General features: G+C 69.2%; 18 protein-coding genes and 1 pseudogene. 6 read left to right on the top strand and 13 right to left on the bottom strand.

Annotated features, from left to right (window positions below; genetic code table 11):
• Nucleotides 1-49: 49 nt before the first annotated feature.
• Together FOH10_RS20540 and FOH10_RS20535 are read right to left on the bottom strand one after the other, a co-directional pair.
• The gene (locus tag FOH10_RS20540) at nt 50-562 is read right to left on the bottom strand and encodes a nitroreductase/quinone reductase family protein (protein WP_143981966.1); all 513 of its coding nucleotides are present in this window, start codon (nt 560-562) and stop codon (nt 50-52) included.
• A gap of 88 nt (nt 563-650) precedes the next feature.
• Nucleotides 651-1,052 (bottom strand): hypothetical protein, encoded by a 402-nt coding sequence (locus tag FOH10_RS20535; protein WP_143981965.1) that lies wholly within the window; start codon nt 1,050-1,052, stop codon nt 651-653.
• A gap of 11 nt (nt 1,053-1,063) precedes the next feature.
• Here FOH10_RS20535 and FOH10_RS20530 point away from each other — a divergent pair, with 11 nt between their 5' ends.
• Nucleotides 1,064-1,810: a hypothetical protein gene (locus FOH10_RS20530; RefSeq protein WP_143981964.1), complete on the top strand. Its 747-nt coding sequence runs from the start codon at nt 1,064-1,066 to the stop codon at nt 1,808-1,810.
• A 129-nt stretch (nt 1,811-1,939) separates the two neighbouring features.
• Here FOH10_RS20530 and FOH10_RS20525 read toward each other — a convergent pair whose 3' ends face one another.
• Entirely contained in the window at nt 1,940-2,533 is a 594-nt protein-coding gene (locus FOH10_RS20525) for a hypothetical protein (protein ID WP_143981963.1), read from the bottom strand.
• 188 nt (nt 2,534-2,721) lie between these two features.
• On the opposite strand from FOH10_RS20525, the gene FOH10_RS20520 reads away from it, so the two are divergent.
• A complete protein-coding gene (locus tag FOH10_RS20520) occupies nt 2,722-3,132 on the top strand; it encodes a RidA family protein (RefSeq protein WP_143981962.1) in 411 nt (136 codons plus the stop codon).
• A 29-nt stretch (nt 3,133-3,161) separates the two neighbouring features.
• Here FOH10_RS20520 and pip read toward each other — a convergent pair whose 3' ends face one another.
• From pip to FOH10_RS20505, 3 genes and pseudogenes are all read right to left on the bottom strand, one after another.
• On the bottom strand, nt 3,162-4,121 hold the full coding sequence (gene pip / locus FOH10_RS20515) for a prolyl aminopeptidase (protein ID WP_255056445.1): 960 nt from the start codon (nt 4,119-4,121) through the stop codon (nt 3,162-3,164).
• 136 nt (nt 4,122-4,257) lie between these two features.
• Nucleotides 4,258-4,656, bottom strand: coding sequence for a VOC family protein (locus FOH10_RS20510; protein WP_143981961.1), 399 nt, complete (start codon nt 4,654-4,656; stop codon nt 4,258-4,260).
• A gap of 74 nt (nt 4,657-4,730) precedes the next feature.
• Nucleotides 4,731-5,693: pseudogene (locus FOH10_RS20505) on the bottom strand (helix-turn-helix transcriptional regulator); the annotation flags it as partial.
• Nucleotides 5,694-5,756: 63 nt separating this feature from the next.
• On the opposite strand from FOH10_RS20505, the gene FOH10_RS20500 reads away from it, so the two are divergent.
• From FOH10_RS20500 to FOH10_RS20490, 3 genes are all read left to right on the top strand, one after another.
• Nucleotides 5,757-6,110 (top strand): YybH family protein, encoded by a 354-nt coding sequence (locus FOH10_RS20500; RefSeq protein ID WP_143981960.1) that lies wholly within the window; start codon nt 5,757-5,759, stop codon nt 6,108-6,110.
• A 140-nt stretch (nt 6,111-6,250) separates the two neighbouring features.
• Nucleotides 6,251-7,627, top strand: a complete 1,377-nt coding sequence (locus FOH10_RS20495; RefSeq protein WP_143981959.1) for an acyl-CoA dehydrogenase family protein — start codon at nt 6,251-6,253, stop codon at nt 7,625-7,627.
• A 121-nt stretch (nt 7,628-7,748) separates the two neighbouring features.
• On the top strand, nt 7,749-8,699 hold the full coding sequence (locus tag FOH10_RS20490) for an alpha/beta fold hydrolase (RefSeq protein ID WP_143981958.1): 951 nt from the start codon (nt 7,749-7,751) through the stop codon (nt 8,697-8,699).
• Nucleotides 8,700-8,839: 140 nt separating this feature from the next.
• On the opposite strand, the gene FOH10_RS20485 is transcribed toward FOH10_RS20490, so the two are convergent.
• From FOH10_RS20485 to FOH10_RS20475, 3 genes are all read right to left on the bottom strand, one after another.
• Nucleotides 8,840-9,559, bottom strand: coding sequence for a TVP38/TMEM64 family protein (locus FOH10_RS20485; protein ID WP_143981957.1), 720 nt, complete (start codon nt 9,557-9,559; stop codon nt 8,840-8,842).
• A 159-nt stretch (nt 9,560-9,718) separates the two neighbouring features.
• The gene (locus FOH10_RS20480) at nt 9,719-10,858 is read right to left on the bottom strand and encodes a TfoX/Sxy family DNA transformation protein (protein WP_143981956.1); all 1,140 of its coding nucleotides are present in this window, start codon (nt 10,856-10,858) and stop codon (nt 9,719-9,721) included.
• A gap of 49 nt (nt 10,859-10,907) precedes the next feature.
• Entirely contained in the window at nt 10,908-11,504 is a 597-nt protein-coding gene (locus FOH10_RS20475) for a TetR/AcrR family transcriptional regulator (protein ID WP_143981955.1), read from the bottom strand.
• A 61-nt stretch (nt 11,505-11,565) separates the two neighbouring features.
• Between FOH10_RS20475 and FOH10_RS20470 the strand changes: the two genes are divergently transcribed.
• Complete coding sequence (locus FOH10_RS20470) at nt 11,566-12,939, top strand: flavin monoamine oxidase family protein (protein WP_143981954.1); 1,374 nt, start codon at nt 11,566-11,568, stop codon at nt 12,937-12,939.
• A gap of 33 nt (nt 12,940-12,972) precedes the next feature.
• On the opposite strand, the gene FOH10_RS20465 is transcribed toward FOH10_RS20470, so the two are convergent.
• The 4 genes from FOH10_RS20465 to FOH10_RS20450 all read right to left on the bottom strand — a co-directional run bounded on the left by FOH10_RS20465 (nt 12,973) and on the right by FOH10_RS20450 (nt 18,730).
• Entirely contained in the window at nt 12,973-14,775 is a 1,803-nt protein-coding gene (locus FOH10_RS20465) for an LVIVD repeat-containing protein (RefSeq protein WP_143981953.1), read from the bottom strand.
• 147 nt (nt 14,776-14,922) lie between these two features.
• A complete protein-coding gene (locus FOH10_RS20460) occupies nt 14,923-17,187 on the bottom strand; it encodes a xanthine dehydrogenase family protein molybdopterin-binding subunit (RefSeq protein ID WP_143981952.1) in 2,265 nt (754 codons plus the stop codon).
• Nucleotides 17,187-18,194 carry an FAD binding domain-containing protein gene (locus tag FOH10_RS20455; protein ID WP_143981951.1) on the bottom strand — a complete coding sequence of 336 codons (1,008 nt, stop codon included), beginning with the start codon at nt 18,192-18,194 and terminating at the stop codon, nt 17,187-17,189. Before FOH10_RS20455 ends, FOH10_RS20460 begins: the two co-directional genes overlap by 1 nt.
• The gene (locus FOH10_RS20450) at nt 18,191-18,730 is read right to left on the bottom strand and encodes a (2Fe-2S)-binding protein (protein ID WP_425326094.1); all 540 of its coding nucleotides are present in this window, start codon (nt 18,728-18,730) and stop codon (nt 18,191-18,193) included. The genes FOH10_RS20455 and FOH10_RS20450 overlap by 4 nt, the downstream gene beginning before the upstream one ends.
• Between the last annotated feature and the right edge of the window lie 177 nt (nt 18,731-18,907).

Genomic DNA, 18,907 nt, shown 5'->3' with positions numbered 1-18,907 from the left:
ACGAGCTGGCCGGTTCCTGATTCCGCTCGTGCCGAATCGGCTGGGGCGTTCAGCTCTCGTCGTCGAAGATCAGGACGACCAGCGGTATCGGTCGGTCGACCTTGGACTGGAAGTCCGCCAGTAGCGGGTTGTGGGCCAGTACCCAGGCCGCGAACTCGTCGTATTCCGCGCCTTCCAGCGCCTTTCCGGTCGCCCGGTAGGTCTTGTCCCGGAGCTCGACGGTGACCTGCGGATTCGCCTTGATGTTGTACCACCAGGCCGGGTACTTGTCCTCGATGAACGAGCTCACGTACATGACGTCGCCCCGGTACAGCGGGCCCAGCGGAGTCGTGTGCCGCTTACCGCTCCTGGCTCCCGTGGTGGTGAGCAGGATGAGATCCCCACCCGCGTAGGCACCGCCCACCTTGCCCGAGTTGTTCCGGAACTCCTCGATCACGTCGGCGTTCCAGTTGGCGATGCCGCCCTCCTGGTCCCACGCCTGGTTCCACGGCGCGTTCGGGTCGTCGTAGTCGGTGATCGCGGGCTGATCCGGTTGTTCCGCAGTCGATTCGAAGTCGCTCATGATTCGATTGTGGCGCAGGAATAGGACAGATACTGTCCTAGTTCGGCGCGGGGCTCGAGATTTCTCGGTCGATGGCAGGAGAAGTACGTCACGCAGGACCGTTCACGGCCAGCAGGAAGCTGACGACCCCCACACCGATCAGCAGTGGAATCGCCAGCACTGGCCATATCAGCAAGGAACGCTTACGCGACCAACTCCGCGCCATCAGCACCAGTGCGACGCACCCGGCGCCAAGCGTTCCGAAAAACATCAGGCCAGCGCCTACGTCCACGTAGGTGCGGCACCGGTCGGCGCACGCGCTGGATTCTCCCCCGGGGGCACCGACGAAGCCGATCATCAGCGTCGCGGTCATTCCGGCGAACACCACGAATGCGAGCAGGGCCACTGCTGCGGTCAGGTCGACGGCACGCAAACCTGGTTTGCTGTCAAACTCCACGGCCGCAGCATAATCCGCAATGCGGGCGGGGGAAGTGCGGATCTTCGGCACCATGGGCGGCCCGAATGTCGGTGACTCAGTATGCGCCCCATGACAATCAACTCGTCGAGATGGAGGTCGTTGCGGCGGTGGTGGATGCTAATGGGGGACAATCGATACCGGGAACATCTGTGGCCGATGGCGGTGACAGCGCAGCTAGGACGGATGACATGACCGATACCTTGGTGTTGGACGACTTTCTTCCCACTTACGACCACGTCGTCTCCGTTTCGCGGGTTTTCCGAGCGCCGCCCGCGGAGGTTTTCGAGGCGGCGGTGACCATCGATCTGTATCGACTTCCGCTCGCGCGATTGCTGATCGCGGCCCGTGGGCTACCGGCGCGGATCTCCGATGTGCGGGCGCGGCGGCGGGGCGAGGCGGTGCCGCCGGAACCGCCGACGTTTCGGGTGCGGGACCTACCGGAGCACGGGTGGATGCTGTTGGGTGAGCGTCCGCATGCCGAACTCGTCTTCGGCACCGTGACCAAACCATGGCGTGCGCTCGGTGGTGAACCCGAGAAGCCTGTTACCGCGGAGAGCTTCGCCGGTTTCGACGAGCCGGGGTTCGCCAAGATGGCCGAGAGCACCAGGGTCAGCCCCTATGGTGCCCACGCGTGCATCCTCACCCTGGAAACCCGCGTGGCGGCGACGGACGAGGACAGTCGGCGGCGATTCCAACGCTATTGGCGGTTGACCGGACCATTCATCGAACTGATCCGCCCGGCCGTGATGCGTGCCCTCGAACGGAAGCTCTCACAGCCTGTCGGCGGGTGAGGATCGATTTCGCGGCACTACGCATCACGAAGATCACGCCGTGAATATCCGGCGGTCATACAGACCGGATCGTCATGGGCATGGTCACCGTCGTCATCGGGCGGATGTATCGCGGACAGTTCCCGCAGCTCAGCGACTTCCGCTGTGCCCGAGTCGTTTCCGGATCGAGGGCGGGGAGCCACGCGGGCGTCGGGATGTCGGGCGGAGCACGCCGATCAGCACGGCGATACCTCCGATCGCGAACAGCAGGCCGAGCACCAGACAGAATCCGCCGATGAAGATGGTGACGATCAGGTTTCTCGCCCAGCCCGCACCACGTTCATACGCCTGATTCACCCGGCTCGCCGAGTTCCAGCTGTCCGGGCTGCCGCGCACGAGTTCGACGGCGACCCGGTCACCCGGTGTGCAGGAGTGGACGTGTACACGGAGCCCGGTGCGGACCGGCCCGGCGTGCTCCGGAGTGAAATCGCCCCAGCAGGTGAATCCGGAGCTGCGCCCGCTCGTACGCGTCTTCCCGGTAATAGTCACCATGCCCGCTCCGTCGCCCCGCCCGGCCCAGGACGCGGCCAGCGCGCGCGTGGTATGTCCGGCCAGATCGACCAGAACGTGCAGGAAGAAGTAGCCGACGGCCAGGCACACCAGCGCGAGTATCAGCGCGGCGCGCCGTTCGGCAGGCGTGCGCACCGTCGCCCGGCTCCGCGCCCGCCAGCGCCTGTTCCGCACGAATCGAACCCTTGTCATCGGCTTGCGCGTCCGGTCTCCGGGTGACATCGATGCACCTCCCGGGCGCTGTGGAGCGTCACGGCATCGTACCGACGTGCCGAATCGTAGGCCAACCCAGGCAGCTCTCCTCGACCGTCTCGACCGAAGCCGTACACGACTGCTGGTCCGACGTGCGACATGATGGCCACATGTCCGAACACATCAGCCTCATCCGCTCCGGCATTCTTTCCGACACGGCCGAATATGCCTACGCCGCGACGGCTCCCGCTGGTGCGCGGTTGATCTTCATGGCCGGAGCCTGCCCGCTCGAGGCCGACGGTTCCACCGCCGCGGTCGGTGACTACGTCGGCCAGGCGCGGAAGGTCATGGCGAACCTGCGCGTCGCCCTTTCCGATGCTGGTGCCTGTCTCGACGACGTGGTCAGTACCCGCGTCTATGTTGCCTCCTCGAACCAAGCCGACCTGGTGGCGGTCTGGGAGATGGTGAGAGACGCCTTCGCCCCTCATGATCCACCGAGTACGTTGCTCGGCGTCACCGTGCTCGGGTACGACGATCAACTCGTCGAGGTGGAGGCTGTTGCGGCGGTGGTGGACGGCTGATCCACGGATCGCTCGGCCGCCGGGCGGACCTACGGCTCGGGCTGCTCTGAGAATGCGGCGATGGCCCGCATCATCGCCTGGATCATCGCGGGACCACCGTGCCCTTCGTCGTCGATCAGGACGAAGCGGGATCCCGGCCATGCCTTGTGCAATTCCCACGCCGTCGCCGCCGGTCCGCTGACGTCGAGCTTGCCCTGGATCAGCACTGCGGGAATGTGATGCAGTGCGGGCAGGCCATCCCACAGCGCTGACGGCGGCAGGAAGGCCGCGTGCTTCCAGTAGTGCACCACGAGCGTGGTGAATACCCGTCGCCACACCGGATCCTGCTCGTCGGCAGCCGGTTTCGCACCGAGCGAGACGTGCGCGTCCTCCCATGCCATCCAGGAGTCCACCGCTCGCGTCCGAACCTGTTCATCGGTGTCGGTGAGCAGGTCGTAGTAGGCGTCGACCAGGCGTTGGCCGGGCCGTGCACCGGCCGCGCTGCGAAAGGCGTCCCATTCGACGGGAAACAGCCGTCCCACCGTTTCGGTAATCCACTCCACCGCATCGGAATCGGTGAACGTGGTGGACATCAGCACCAGCTGGTCGACCCGCCCCGGGTGGGCCTGCGCATACGCCAACGCCAGCGTGGTACCCCAGGAGACACCGTCGACGAGCCACGACCGTATGCCGAGATGCGCACGCAGGACCTCGATGTCGGCGACCAGATGCGCCGTGGTGTTCGTCGCCAGCGCGGCGGCGTCCGGGGTGACGAGCGGTCGGCTACGACCACAACCACGCTGCTCGAACCCGACGATCAGATACTTCTCCGGATCGAACCACCGCCGATAGCCGGACCCGATCCCCCCGCCCGGCCCACCGTGCAGATACAACGCCGGCTTCCCGCGGGGGTTACCGATGCTCTCCCAGTAGATCTCATGCCCATCACCGACCGGCAGCATTCCGCTCGCGTACGGCTCGATCGGCGCGAACAGCGCGGGGGTCGACACGGGTCGACCCTATTCCCCCGGGTATCACCGACTCGTCGCCCCCTCGGACAGACCGCGTGCACGATGGTCCGCTGAAGGAATCTCCATTCGACTCAGAGATCGCGAGTAGCGGTGTCCGCGCGATTGCTTCGCATCGCTACGTACTCGACGGGCTCCCCACCGCTTCCACGCGGCGTCGCAGGAGGCAGAATTCGTTGCCTTCCGGGTCGGCCAGGACGTGCCAGGAGACGTCGGGGCCCTGGCCGATGTCGATGGGGCGGGCGCCGGCGGCCAGTAGGCGGTCGAGTTCGGTGTGTTGGTCGCGGTCGGTGGGGTTGAGGTCGAAGTGCAGGCGGAGTTTGGTGCGTTTCGGTTCGGGGTTGGGGAGGAACATGAGGGTGGGTCGGGGGCCGCCGAATCCGGTGTCGGGCGGGCCTATTTCGAGGGCGCCGTCTTCCCAGCCGAGTTCCACGTAGCCGAGGACCTCGCACCAGAAGTCGCCCAGTCGTTGCGGGTCGGCGCAGTCGATGAGGAGTTGGGTGATTCGGCAGGCCATGGAGGTGACGGTACCTGCGCGGGATTGTCCCGGATAGTCGTTTTCGGTGCTGGTCGGCGCGTTCGGGGGGATGCTTCGTAGCGGGCCACGATCGCGGCGGCGCGGTCGCGCAGCGAGGTGCGCAGCCATTGCGGCGCAAGGACTTCCGCATTGGCGCCGAGCTGCCACAGCGCCCATTCGGCATGTCTCGAATCCTGGAAGGTCACTTCCAGCCGGACCCAGCCGTCCGGGTCGTCGGTCTCGGCGCCGACCGACAGTGCGGTGCCCACCAGTTCCGCCCGCTGCGCCGGATGCACCCGGGCCAGCACGGTGACCTGCTCACCGCCGGTGCGGAAGCGGGTGGCGCGCTCCTCCCAGGCCCGCGCCAAATCGACGCGGTCCGGGCGCTGCGCGGGTTCGGGGAGCGCTTCCGCGGCCCGGATCCGGGACAGCCGATAGGTGCGCTCCGCCCCGGACCGCCTGGCCATCAGATACCCCTGGCCGCGCACGGTGACCAGGCCGATCGGGTCCACCGTCCGCCACTGCGGGGTCTGGTCCACGGCGGCGTAGTGGATGCGCAGCCGATACCCGGCGAATACCGCCCGCCGCACCTCGGCCCCGATCGCGTCGGGTACGTCCTCGGCGATCAGACGGCGCGCGAGCAGGTCGGTCTCCGGTTCGATGAGCAGCCGCTGCGCCGCGCCGGTCGCGGTGGCGCGATTGCTGTCCGGGAGCGCGTCGACCACCTTGCGCATGGCCGAGGACAGCGCCGTGCCGAGGCCGAAAGCCAGTGCGCCGTGCCGTGATCCGGCGACCAGCAGCGCGAGCGCCTCGTCGTGGTTGAGCCCGGTGAGCTCGGTGCGGAAGCCGGGCAGCAGGGCGAAACCACCCCGCCGACCGCGTTCGGCGTACACCGGGACCCCGGCCGCGGACAGCGCCTCGATATCGCGCAGCACCGTGCGGGTGGACACCTCGAGTTCGCGGGCGAGCGCGGTGGCGGACAGCCGACCGTGCTGGCGCAGCAGCAGCACCAGCGAGACCAATCGGTCGGCGCGCATGCCGAGAACTCTATCGGAAATACCTGACAGAGGATGTCGTGTTTCGTTGGCAGGGTTATCGGCATGACAACCAACGACAAGGCCACCGACCCCAACGACCTGGGCAAGTACTTCATCGAACGCGCCAATGCGGGCGACGTCGACGGACTGGTGGCGCTGTACGAGCCGAATGCCGTCCTGGCCTTCCCACCCGGCAGCCTCGCCACCGGGCACGCGGAGATCCGCAAGGTCTACGAGCAGTTCGTCGCGGCCGCGCCGGTGCTCACCCCGGGACGGCAGCATCCGGCGCTGGTGAGCGGCGACCTGGCGCTGACCGCGTCCACCCTCACCACCGGTGAGATCACCGTCGAGATCGCCCGGCGACAACCGGACGGATCCTGGCTGTGGGCCGTCGACCAGCCGGCACTCGAGGCGTAACGCGACGGCGGTGGGCCGGTACGGCTCGGCCCACCGCCGCACGGCGGGCCCGCGAACAACCGACGCGGGCGAACGGCAATCCGAACGAACAGCAATCCGAACGAGCGGTTCGACGGCACCCGACCGGGTATCGACCAATCGTGACCTTCGATCTGACACCGACGGCGGCACAGCACGAACTGGCCGAGCGGGCACACGAGTTCGCTCGCGACCACATCAGACCGGTGGCCGCCCACTACGACCGGACCCAGGAGTTCCCGTGGCCGGTCCTGGAGGAGGCCGCCGCACGCGGGTTCTACAGTCCGCTGTTCTATCGCGACCTCATCGGGGACCCGACCGGACTGTCGCTGCCGATGTTCATGGAGGAGCTGTTCTGGGGCTGCGCCGGAATCGGTTTGGCCATCGTGATGCCTGCCTTGGCGCTGTCGGCGATCGGCCGCGCCGCGACACCCGAGCAGATGATCCACTGGGCGCCGGAATGTTTCGGTACGCCGGGCGACCTGAAGCTCGCGGCACTCGCCATCTCGGAACCCGAAGGCGGCAGTGATGTGCGCAACCTGCGCACGCGGGCCGTCCGCGACGGCGACGACTGGATCATCGACGGCCACAAGATGTGGATCGGCAATGGCGGCATCGCGCACGTGCACGTGGTGAACGCGGTGGTGGACGAACAGTTGGGCCATCGCGGCCAGGCGCTGTTCGTGGTGCCCGGCGGCACCCCGGGATTGCAGCTGGTGCGCAAGCTCGACAAACTGGGCTGCCGCGCCTCGCACACCGCCGAGTTGACGTTCGACGGCGTGCGGGTGCCCATGGAGAATCTGCTCGGCGGGCCGGAACGGCTGGAGCGGATGCTGGCCGAGCGGCGCGAGGCGCGCGGCAACGGCCGCTCCGGTTCGGCGACCCTGGGCACCTTCGAGCAGACGCGTCCGATGGTCGCCGCGCAGGCGCTCGGAATCGCCAGGGCCGCGCTCGAATACATGACGTCCTACGCGAATCGGCGCGAAGCCTTCGGTGCGCCGATCATCGACAATCAGGGCATCTCGTTCCCCATCGCGGACCTGGCCACCCAGATCGACGCCGCGCGGCTGCTGACCTGGCGCGCATCCTGGATGGCCGCGCGCGGAGTCCCCTTCGAACGTGGCGAGGGGTCGATGGCCAAACTGGCGGCCAGCGAAATCGCCGTGCGGGCAACCGAACGCGCGATCCAGACGCTCGGCGGATGGGGGTACATCACCGACCATCCGGTGGAGAAGTGGTATCGAGACGCGAAGCTGTACACCATTTTCGAGGGCACCAGCGAAATTCAGCGCATTGTCGTCGCCCAGGCGATGGGAGCCGCCGCGGGCCGCCTACCCCTGCATATCGACCTCGAACCGTCGGGCGGGCCGCTGAACCGGATGTTCGGCCGCGGCACCCCGGCGCGCGGGCGGGTGGCCGCGGCGGCGCTCGGTATGCGCGACCGCGTGCCCGCTCCGGTCGTGCGGGCCGCGATGAAGGTGCTGCGGCCACCACGCTGAACCGCACCTAGGTGGCGATTCGCTCCACCCTGGGCGGCGACGCCCACCCCTCGGTGGGCTGATGTCGGCGGCCCCTCCGGCGGACAGTGGAACATGTCCCGTCCAGGAACCGGAGCCACCGATGTCGATCACGCGCACCACCGCCAGCACGGCGCACCGCCGTGCCACGGTCCGGACAGCGGACGGCATCGCCCTGGCGGTGCGGGAGTACGGCCCGCGCGACGCGGAGTCGACCGTGGTGCTGCTGCACGGGCACTGCCTGCGCGCCGAGTCCTGGACCTATGTCCGTGACGCCATGGCGCGGTATCCGGGCGCGCGCATCGTCTGCTACGACCATCGCGGGCACGGCGCGTCCGCCGCCGCGCCCCGCCGCACCTACCACCTCGACCAGCTCGGCCGCGATCTGCGCGACGTTCTCGACGCGGTCGCCCCCACCGGACCGGTGGTCCTGGTCGGGCACTCCATGGGCGGTATGACCGTGCTCACCTATGTCAGCCAGCAGCCGCACGAGATCGGCACCCGCATCGTCGGTGTCGGCCTCATCGCCACGGCCGCCAGCGGTCTGGCCGACGCCGGATTCGGCCGCCTGCTGCACAACCCGCTCATCTCCCTGTTCCAGACCGCCGTCCGCTTCGCGCCCACGCTGATGCAGCGGGCGAAACTCCTGGCGTGCAAGGTTTTCGCGCCCATCGTGCGGGCCGCCGAATTCGGTGACCGCAAGGTCAGCCCGCGCGTACTCGCACTCGCCAACGCCATGCACAACCAGACCTCGATCGTCACCATGGCCGGCTTCCTGAGTTCCTTCGCGACCTACGACCAGACCGCCGCCCTCGCCGTGCTGTCGAAGATCCCCACCCTGGTCGTGTGCGGCGCGGCCGACCTGATGACGCCGCCCGCCCACTCCGTCGCCATCGCCGCCGCCGTCGACTACGCCGATCTCGTCCTGATCGACACCGCCGGTCACTCGGTGATCCTCGAACAGCCGGTGCCGGTGGCCGAGGCGATCGGCCGCCTCCTCACCCGCGTGTCCGGCACGCGCACCCACCCGCGCCGACTCTCGCTCGCCGCGTGATTCGTGCCGACGAATCCGTGACGCCGTCACGACAGGATCTCTCCGCCGGAGTGCCGCGGTGGTCGATGAGCTCGTGCACGGGCCGGAGCGCCGCCGGTACGGGGATGTCGTGGCTGTCGGAGTCGATCGCCACGCACGGGTCAGCTGTCGTGGGCGGCCGGGGAGCCGGCATCGCCAGCCGTGCGGGATTGCCGCCAGAGCCGGTAGCCGCGATGGGCGGTGAACGCGCCGAGGATCGCGACCACGCACCAAACCGTGATGGCGGCGACCGCGAGCGGGGCCGACAGGTCGCCGATCGACGCGCCGAGGGCGGTGTAGACGAAGGCGCGCGGGGTCGAGCCGATGAGAGCGCCGACCGCCATCTGCCACAGCGGGATTCCGAGCGCCCCGAACAGATAGGCCGCCATGGCGTCGGAGACACCGGGGATGAAGCGCTGGCCGACGACCGCCCACAGGCCGCGCCGGCGGATCTGCGCGTCCAGCAGGTCGGCGCGTGCGGGGCCGAGCAGTTCGCGGGCGCTCGCATGACCGGCCCGCCGCCCGAGGAAGGCGCACAGGGTGGCCGATCCGGCGGTGCCGCCCAGCGTCACGAACGTCCCGACCAGGGGGCCGAACAGCAGGCCGCTGCCCGCGGCCAGCATCGGCCCCGGCACGAAGGTCGCGCCGAGCAATGCCGCGGCCACCGCATAGGCCAGCGGTGCGGCGGGACCGGTCGCGGCGACCAGGTCGCGCACCCCGTCGACATCGACAACACGCGCGATGGCCACGAGATAGAACATCGTCGACAGGAACACCACGCACAGCGCGAGGCGCAGGATGTGCCGCCGTCGGCTGGTCGGCGGGCCGTCGATCGCTGTCATGGTGCATCACCCTGCCGCATCCGAGGCCGAGCCCGCGACCCGGGCGCTCATCCGATGCCGTCGCCGGCTGCGAGCGGCCGGATCACGCGGGGGCCGGCCGCCACGCTCGGCGGTACCGGACGCAGTCGTGCATCCGGTACCACGTGGCCCCACCCCTGATCAGCGCGCCGCCGGAAGTCGCGCCCGCCGTGTCGGCAGCCGAGTCGGGCGCGAGGAGCGGCGGCGTTCCGGCGTGGCGGGAGCGGGTAGGTCCCCGAGGGCCTCGAACAGCTCGCGCCGCCGGGCCGCGGAGACGCTACGGCGGTCGCGATAGGTGAGCGCGGCCTCGATCGCCCACAGCATGTCGAGGGTCAGACCTTTCACCCGTGCGGCGTGCAGGCGGCGATACGCCTCGACCGGGCCGACGGCCGCCAGCCCGTCGAGGGTGTTCACGTCGGCGTGAACCAGTACCGCCGCGGCCTCGCGGCCGAGTTCCCAGCCGCCGCTGCGCCATTCGCGGATCCTGAGATGGGCTTCGCCCCTGACCGTTTCGGCCTCGCGCCACACCGCGCAGCGCAGGGACTCGGGGTCTGCCGGTGCGTCCTCACGCGAGAGCACCTGGGCGCGGGCCTGGTTGGCCACGCTCACCATCGGGTGGAAGCGTCGGAATATCTGGATCTCGCCGTCGTACCCGTAGTTCCAGGGGCCGAGATAGGTGTAATCGCTGCCGTACCCACCCGTCGTGTCGAGACCGGCCGCGTCCAGCGCCCATGCGCGGGCCTCATCCGGAGTGCGCGGACGAAGGACGAGCAGGCCGCCGCGACGCCTGACGCTGCCCCGGTCCTCGCGTCGGCGAGAGCGGTCCCACCGGGTCTCGCGCACCGCCGGCCGCAGCGTCCGATCGAGGCCGAAGGTGTGCCAGCGCACGGTACCGTCCGGATTCGACAGCGGCAGTCGGTTCTTCAAGCTTCGGGCGATGCGGTCATCGAAGGGCGTGCACCAGCCCGGAACCAGCACGATGGGATCGGCCGGATCCGCGTCGAACGGGTTCGGGCGGAGGAACGGCCGGTCGACGAGCACGACCGTGTGCGGACGCGCCTGATACGACAGGCCCCACAGCAGCCGAGCGAGCAACCGTGCGCCGTGGTCGTCGGACAGCACATGCCAGGTGTCGTGGAATCGGTTCGTGCTGAACCCGGCACGGGTGCCCGGCCGCAGGGTGATCACGGTGTGGACGCGACCGGGCGACCGCACCAGATGCCGGTGCAGTTTGAGGCCGTCGGAAACGGATCGGGCGGTGGCCGGACGTTGCTGCTTCATCGTGATCCATGACGCCACAACGGTGTTCGCCGCACAACCGAATTTCGCCCTACGGTCGTTGCGTGGCCAGCCCGCCGAGCAGCTCGTGCACCAGCCTGGCGCTCAGCGTCCGGGCGTGTGCGGGGTCGTCGGTCTCGGTGATGGTCAGCGGTAGTTCCGTGAGTGCGCCGTAGAAGGCGCTCGCGATGAGTTCGGCCGGATAGGGCCGGATGAGTTCGGCGGCCAGCAGCTCGCGGATCGCCTCCAGGAGCAGACCGCCGAGATGCCGCTGGTCGAGTTCACGCCAGCGCCGCCAGCCCAGCGCGATCGGGCCCTGTTCCAGCACGATCTGCCGGTAGTCGGGTTCGGCGCAGATCTCGAGGAATGCCGCGATGCCGCGGTCGATCCGCTCGAAGGGGTCCGACACCGCGGCGACAGCACGCCGGATGCGTTGTGCCGCTCGGTCTTCGAGCAGTTCGACGACCGCCTCGAACAGGCCGCGCTTGCCGTCGAAGTGGTGGTAGAGCGCCCCTCGGGTGAGGCCCGCGGTGCGCACCAGTTCCTCGGCCGAGAGGTTCGCGTACTCGCGTTCGGCGAACAGGCGCGCGGCGGTGTCGATCAGCGTCTGGCGGGTGTTCTCGGCGTACTTCTCCCGCAGGGATTCCATACGCCATGGATATCACATACAGTGTGCATGTCAGATACATGTTGTATGAGAGCAGGTGGTCATGGACAAGTCGGTAGATGTCGTGGTCGTCGGGGCCGGGATCGCGGGACTGGTCGCCGCCCGCGATCTGGCGCGCGACGGGGCCGAGGTGCTGGTGCTGGAGGCGCGCGATCGGGTCGGTGGGCGACTGCTGAACGGCGAACTGCCCGGCGGGGCGCCCATCGAGGTGGGCGGCCAGTGGGTCGGGCCCGGACAGCATCGCATCCTGGCATTGCTCGCGGAACTGCGCTTGGACACCTATCCGACGCATACCGCCGGGCGGAGTATCGCCGAAATCGGTTCGGCCCGATCGGAGTACACCGGCCGTATCCCGAAGCTGAACCCGCTGGCGCTGGCCGATGTCGCCCAGGCACAGTGGCGGCTGGACCGGATCGCACGTCGCGTCGCGGCGGGGGAGCCCTGGCTCGCGGCCGAGGCCGAAACGCTGGACGGGCAGACCTTCGCGACCTGGTTGCGGCGCACCGCCCGCACCCCGGGCGGCCGATCCTTCTTCCGGATCATCACCGAGGCGGTGTTCTCCGCCGAACCCGAGGACATGTCGGCGCTGTGGGCGGCCTTCTACGTCGGCGCGGCGGGTGGTCTGGACGCCTTGATAAGCACGGCGGGCGGGGCGCAGCAGGACCGTGTCGTCGGCGGTTCGCAGACCATCGCCACGGTGCTGGCCGACGAATTGGGGGAGCGGGTCGTCCTCGGTGCCCCGGTGCGCGATATCGAGTGGGACGCCGCGGGTGCCCGGGTCCGCGCGGGCCGTACCGTGGTGCGGGCCCGGCGTGCGGTGGTGGCGGTGCCGCCGCCACTGGCGGCGCGCATCCGCTTTTCGCCAGGACTGCCCGGTGATCGCGACCAACTCGTACAGCGGATGCCGATGGGCCGGGTGATCAAGGTCAATGTCGCCTATGACGAACCCTTCTGGCGGCGAGCCGGTTTCAGCGGTCAGGCCAACAGTGATCGACGTGCGCTGGGCACCGTCTTCGACAACACCCCGCGCGACGGCGCACCCGGCGTGCTCGTCGGATTCCTGGAGGGACGGCACGCCGATACCGCGGCACGCCTGGATCTCGCCGACCGTCGCGCCCGGGTCGTCGACGACCTCGTCGGCTACTTCGGCCCGCGCGCCCGCACGCCCATCGACTACCTCGAACGTGACTGGGCCGAAGAGGAATTCAGTCGCGGCTGCTACGGCGCCTTCACCCCACCCGGCGCACTCACCCGCTTCGGCCCCGCCCTGCGCGCCCCGATCGGCCCCCTGCACTGGGCGGGCACCGAAACCGCCACCCGCTGGGCCGGATATATGGACGGCGCGGCCGAATCGGGCCACCGGGCCGCACGGGAAGTCGCCGCCGCGTTGGCCGCGGCCTCGCGGGTGACCACCTGAACCACCCGCGAAGCCGCCCGGCTCGGATTCGGTTCAACGCGCGCTGGTGCGGAACGGCGCGGTCGGAGCGCCGAGATTCGGTGTGCCCAACAGGTCCTGGGACGACAGCGCGTAGATGCCGTCATTGGTCAGCAGCCAGACGATCTTGCGGTCGTACTCCACGTACACGCCGTGGGTCGGATTGCTCCGCGCCCAGTCCTCGGTCTCCGGACCGAAGGTGGGCGGTGCGAAGTATCCGGCGATGCGCGGTCGCCGCGGATCGGAGACGTCGAAGAACTGCGCTCCCGCGTTGTAGAAGTCGTAGACGAGCAGCCCGTCCTTCGGGTCGCCGGGCGAGGTGTAGTACCCGCTGCGCTTGGGTCCGAAGCTGCCGCCGCGCTGGCAGAAGTCGGTCACCACGGCCTCTTTCGGCGGTGTCGGGCGGGGCAGCCGCCCGACGATGCGCGGACGCGCCGGATCGCGGGCATCCACCTGGAAGATGTCCTTGTAGGGCTCGTAGCAGTCCTCGGACAGCGGATATCCGCTCAGATAGACCATGCCCGTCCGTTCGAACTGCGAGACGTCGATATTGTCGGCCTCGGTTCCGGCGACCGACATCGGGACGTCGAGATGGCCGATCTCGCGCAGATTCGCCGGATCGGAGATGTCGAGGATCGACATGCCGAGACCGCCCAGGGCCGCGAATCCGTACCTGCCGCCCTCCTCGACCGGTGTGGGAATGTAGAGCGGATTGCGCGAACCCATCCACGAGGTGCGGTTGCCGCAGCGGGGATTGGTCCGGTAGGCGTCCTCCTCACCGCGCACCGTGCCCTCGCGATGCCAGGTGTCGAGCAGTCGGGGCCGGGCGGGGTCGGCCATATCCCACGCCTGGAATCCGTTGGCGTACAGGTACGTCGGATACTCCTGCAACGACCAGTCGTCGCTGGGCGCGGTCGCGATGAACATGTAGCGCCCACCGTCCCACTGCGGGACGTCGAGGGATCCGGAGCCCTGCTGCGGTGCACCGAGATCGGGTGCGAGCGGATCCCGCTGGTGTTCGTCGGTGCTCACCGTCGCCAGCAGCTGCCAGTCCCGTTTCCGGGGGCCGTTCAACTTGTAGACCTTGAATCCCTTGAGTTGGGTGTCGGCCCGGGCGGCGGCCACCCCGGCGGGCGCGGCGTACTTGCTGTGCTCGGGGGTGTCGCCCATCCAGAACGGCACCTGGCGGCGCATCTCGAAGCTCTGCACCATGATGTAGCCGTCGTACCGGTCGCTCCACTGGATGGTGGAAGCGCCCCAGAAATCACCGGCGGCCCAATCCTTTCCGGCGACGGCCTCGGCATTCCCGTCGACACCCGCCACATCGTCGCGCGACAGCGATTCGACCACCCGCACATCGGTGACATCGGTGATGTCGTAGACGCGGGCCTCGCTGCGGTCGTACTGGAACATGTAGCGCCGACCGTCGAAATCGACGATGTTCTGCCAGGAGTGGAAGGGATCCGGGGTGAAGCGCGCGCCCGGATAGTGCGCTTCCACGGTCACATTGTCGCTGCGGTAGGTGTTCGGGTCGTAGCCGCCGGTCTCGGGGAACAGATCCTCGCCGCCGCCCGGGAACGGATGCTGCTCCTCCTCGTTCACGTAGGTCAGCGACGGATGCAGGAACGACCCGTCGTGCTGCATGCCGTAGCTGCCCGGGTCGATCGCCGCCGGACGCCTGTCCTCGCACACCAGCGGGATATCGGGATCCGCCCGGGCGACGCCGGCGCCTTCGTCGTCCACGATCCGGGTGACCAGCACCCCACCCGCCACGGCGACGACCGCCAGCCCGGCGGCCCATCTCATTCGCGATGTCACGGCACCGAGTCTGGTCAGCGTGGGCCTTCGGCGGTTCCTCCGCGCAGGCGGCTCCCGGCCGCCGGATCCCGCCCCGGCGGCTCTTGTGCCAGCGGAAGTGATGTGATAGCTGGTCGGACCGACGCCGCTGCGGCGTGCGGACGACGGTCAGGGCGTCATCGGCTCGGTGAGCAGATGTTCGATGCGGAGCGGGATCTCCCGGATGGTTCGGCCGGTGGCGTGGCGCACCGCATTGACGATCGCCGCCGCCGCGCCGACCATGCCGAGCTCGCCGAGCCCTTTGACCCCCAGGGGATTCACCACGGGATCGGCGACCTCGACGAAGGAGATGTCCACCTCCGGGGCGTCGGCGTTGACCGGCAGCAGGTACTCCAGCAGGGAGGAATTCGCCCAGCGACCGTCGCGGGTATCGGGCAGGCTGGCCTCCATGAGGGCCTGCGACAGTCCCCAGTTCATCCCGCCGAGCACCTGGCTGCGGGCCAGCTTGGCATTGAGGACGCGGCCGGGGGCGAACGCGCCGACCATGCGCCGCACCCGCACCAGGCCCAGATCCGCGTCCACGGCGACCTCGGCGAACTGCGCGCCGAAGCTCATCCGGCCGTAGGGCAGGTCCTGCGCCGGGGGATGCCAGGTGCCGATGGTCTCCACATCGGTGAGATGGTTGCGGGACAGCAGATCCGAATACGCCTCGGCCACACTGGGATCGGACTTCAGGCGCAGCATGCCGCCCCCGCCCTCGATGGCGTGCGCGGGCAGTCCGTGCAGGACCGACTCGGCATCCGCCACGGCCAGCGCGATCAGCTGGGCCAGCAGTTCGGTGCAGGCGGTGTGCACCGCCGCGCTGATCATGCCCGCGCCCATGGAGCCCACGGCCGCCGCGATATTCGGATAGTCGGTATCGCCGATATCGACCCGCACCCGTGCCCAGGGGACGCCGAGCGCATCGCCCGCCACCTGCGCCATGGTGGTCGCCACCCCGGTCCCGAAATCCTGGGTGCCCGCCTGCACGATCAGGGAGCCGTCGGCGAGCAGGCGGGCGTGCGCGCGCTGCGGCTGACCGGGCAGGAAGACCGGGTACCCGGCGGTGGCCACACCCCAGCCGATGAGCCAGTCGCCGTCGCGGCGCATCCTGGCGCGGCGGTCGCTCGCCGACCAGCCGAAGCGTTCGGCGGCCAGGTGCAGGCATTCCGCGTAGCCGTCCGAGGACCACGGATGCCCGCTCTCCGGATCGAGCGCGGCGTGATTGCGCAGCCGCAGTTCCACCGGATCGATCTCGATGGCGTCGGCCAGCTCGTCGATGGCGCACTCCATGGCCACCATGCCGGAGGTCTCCCCGGGCCCGCGCATGAAGGTGGGCGTCATGGTGTTGCCGCGCACCAGCCGATAGCGCCCCTCCCAGTTCGGGATTCCGTACGCCTGCCCGGCCACGCCCAGCGACAGTTCGGCCCAGTCGTCGAACGGGGAGGTGACCGACAGCTTGTGGTGCCGCAGCCCGGTGAACATGCCCTCGTTGTCGCAGACCAGCGTGACCCGCTGCTCCTGCTCCTCGCGTAAACCGGTGCCGTAGAACATCTGCTCGCGGGTGAGCACCAGTTTGACCGGCCGCCCCAGTTCCCGCGCGATCATGGGTGCGAGCGTCACATGCGGCCACATCATGGCCTTGGCACCGAAACCGCCGCCCACGTAGTGCGCGATCACCCGCACATTGCTCGGTGAGATGCCGAGGTAGGCGGCGATGGTGGCCTGGGTGGCGCTCACCCCCTGGGTGGCGTCGTACACCGTGACGGTGTCGCCGTCCCAGACCGCCGCCGTCGCCGAGCATTCGATCGGATTGTGGTGGTTGGCGGCGAAATGGTAGGTGGCGTCGACGGTATGGGCGGCGTCGGCGGCGGCCGCGGCGACATCGCCGCGCGACTGCACGGCGGGCACCAGCCCGCAGAAGACCGTGTCCGGCTGGTACTGCCGATCGCGGCCGTCGTCGAGGCGCATCAGCGCCGGACGCTCGTCGTAGTGGGCGTCCACCAACTCGGCCGCCTGCTGCGCCGCCTCGAAGGTGTCGGCCACGACCACCGCGATGGGCTGGCCGAAGTAGTGAATCACGGTGTCCTGCATGGGGAAGAAGGTCTGCCCGGGTGCGGGGCCGCCGAATCCGGAGGGGAGGACCGGCGGCACGGCCGCCACCCGGGGCAGGTTCTCGTGGGTGAACACCGCGACCGCGCCCGCGGCCATGGCCCGGCGGGTGTCGATGGATCGCACCGCGCCGCTGCCGATCCGGGCTCCGACGATCACCGCGTGCGCCACCCCGGGCAGCGGGATCTCGGCGGTGTAGTGCGCCGCGCCGGTCACCTTGGCGCGGCCGTCGACGCGATCGAACCCCTGTCCGACGAGTCGTCCGGAGACCGTGGCGGTCATCACCGGACTCCCGATGGAAGCACTTGCGGTCGAACTGCTTCCAAGGCTCGCACCAGGGTGCGCGCGCCGAGTTCGATCTTGAAGCGATTCATCGGGTGGGTATCGTCGGCCGCCTCCAGCTCCGCCGCCGCGGCCAGCGCGAAATTCGGTGTGGTGGCGGGCTTGCCGAGGAGCAGCTCCTCGGCGACCCGTGCCCGCCAGGGTTTCGTCGCCACCCCGCCGAGACCGATGCGCACGTCCACCACGGTCCCGTCGGCCACATTCATGGCCACCGCCGCCGAGGCGAGGGCGAATTCGTAGGATTCGCGGTCGCGCACCTTGAGGTAGTGCGAATTCCGCGCGAAGGGCAGTGCGGGCACGTCGACGCGGGTGATGAGTTCGTCGTCGGCCAGCGGGTGTTCGAGGTGAGGGGTCTCACCCGGTTCCGGGAAGAAGTCGTCGAAGGCGATGCTCCGCTCCCCGCGCGGCCCCCACACCGTCACCGTCGCGTCCAGGGCGACCAGCGGAATCGCCGCATCGGAGGGATGGGTGGCGAAGCACAGGGGACTGGTGCCGAGCACCGCGTGCCCCCGGTGGATCCCGTCGACGGCCGCGCAGCCCGAGCCCGGATCGCGCTTGTTGCAGGCGGTTCCGGGTTCGCGGAAGTACGCGCAGCGCACCTTCTGCATGAGGTTGCCGCCCAGGGTGGCCATATTCCGCAGCTGTGCCGACGCGCCCTTCCAGAGCGCCACCGAGAGGAATGGGAAGCGTTCCACCACACCGGGATCCGCGGCGATCTCGCTCAATCTGGCGAGTGCGCCGATCCGCAGCCCGCCCTCGGCGGTGTGCTCGATACCGCCGAGCGGCAGCCAGGTGATGTCGACGACATTGTCCGGTTCCATGGCTCCGGTGCGCAGCAGGTCCACCAGAGTCGTTCCGCCCGCGAGGAATACGGTGTTCGGCCGGGAGGTGACGGTGGTGACGGCCTGCTCCAGGCTGTGCGGGCGGGCATAGGCGATCGGTTTCACCGCGCACCCCCGCGCATGGCGTCGCGGCCGATGCGCACCGCGTCGCGTATGTTCTGGTAGGCCGCGCAGCGGCAGATATTGCCGCTCATCCACTCCGCGATCTCGGTATCGGATTCGGCGTGGCCCTCCTCGATGCACTTGATGGCCGACATGATCTGCCCGGGAGTGCAGTACCCGCACTGGAATCCGTCGGCCGCCAGGAAGGCCCGCTGCACCGGATGCAGGTTCTCGCCGTCGGCGACGCCCTCGATGGTGGTGATCTCGCGGCCCTCCGCCGCCAGGGCCAGGGTGAGGCAGGCCAGCACCCGGCGATTGTCGATCCACACCGTGCACGCCCCGCAGCCGCCCTGATCGCAGCCCTTCTTGGTGCCGGTGAGCTGGAGGTGCTCGCGCAGCGCGTCCAGCAGGCTGGTGCGCGGCTCCAGCACCGCGTAGCAGTCGTGCCCATTGATGTGCAGCGTGGTCATGATGCGGGACGGCCCGATGAATTCGGCCGGTTCCGCGGTGGGCCGGCTGGTCGACGGCTCGACGGTCATACCTCACCCTCCTGCCCCGCGGTCGCGTGGACGCGCCGCGGAAAGTGCTGGACTGCGTGCGGATATGAATCAGCAACATCGTAGCAACCGATGGGTGTCGGTGTGCCGGACGGATCGCCCGGTCGCGTGCCCGGGGCGGCGGGATAGGCTCGTGACGCAACGATCACGAGCAGGAGG

Origin of the sequence: Nocardia otitidiscaviarum, from assembly GCF_007362295.1 — a bacterium.
GTDB classification, from domain to species: domain Bacteria; phylum Actinomycetota; class Actinomycetes; order Mycobacteriales; family Mycobacteriaceae; genus Nocardia; species Nocardia otitidiscaviarum.
This window is presented reverse-complemented; position numbering and strand designations above follow the sequence as displayed.

Bases quoted from the DNA above. Each gene is read 5' to 3' on its own strand.
- FOH10_RS20500 (WP_143981960.1), top strand. From the start codon at position 5,757: ATGACAACCAACGACAAGGCCACCGACCCCAACGACCTGGGCAAGTAC.
- FOH10_RS20490 (WP_143981958.1), top strand. From the start codon at position 7,749: ATGTCGATCACGCGCACCACCGCCAGCACGGCGCACCGCCGTGCCACG.
- FOH10_RS20485 (WP_143981957.1), bottom strand. From the start codon at position 9,559: ATGACAGCGATCGACGGCCCGCCGACCAGCCGACGGCGGCACATCCTG.
- FOH10_RS20475 (WP_143981955.1), bottom strand. From the start codon at position 11,504: ATGGAATCCCTGCGGGAGAAGTACGCCGAGAACACCCGCCAGACGCTG.
- FOH10_RS20520 (WP_143981962.1), top strand. From the start codon at position 2,722: ATGTCCGAACACATCAGCCTCATCCGCTCCGGCATTCTTTCCGACACG.
- FOH10_RS20510 (WP_143981961.1), bottom strand. From the start codon at position 4,656: ATGGCCTGCCGAATCACCCAACTCCTCATCGACTGCGCCGACCCGCAA.
- FOH10_RS20540 (WP_143981966.1), bottom strand. From the start codon at position 562: ATGAGCGACTTCGAATCGACTGCGGAACAACCGGATCAGCCCGCGATC.
- FOH10_RS20480 (WP_143981956.1), bottom strand. From the start codon at position 10,858: ATGAAGCAGCAACGTCCGGCCACCGCCCGATCCGTTTCCGACGGCCTC.
- FOH10_RS20450 (WP_425326094.1), bottom strand. From the start codon at position 18,730: ATGACCGTCGAGCCGTCGACCAGCCGGCCCACCGCGGAACCGGCCGAA.
- FOH10_RS20470 (WP_143981954.1), top strand. From the start codon at position 11,566: ATGGACAAGTCGGTAGATGTCGTGGTCGTCGGGGCCGGGATCGCGGGA.
- FOH10_RS20460 (WP_143981952.1), bottom strand. From the start codon at position 17,187: ATGACCGCCACGGTCTCCGGACGACTCGTCGGACAGGGGTTCGATCGC.
- FOH10_RS20535 (WP_143981965.1), bottom strand. From the start codon at position 1,052: ATGGTGCCGAAGATCCGCACTTCCCCCGCCCGCATTGCGGATTATGCT.
- FOH10_RS20530 (WP_143981964.1), top strand. From the start codon at position 1,064: ATGTCGGTGACTCAGTATGCGCCCCATGACAATCAACTCGTCGAGATG.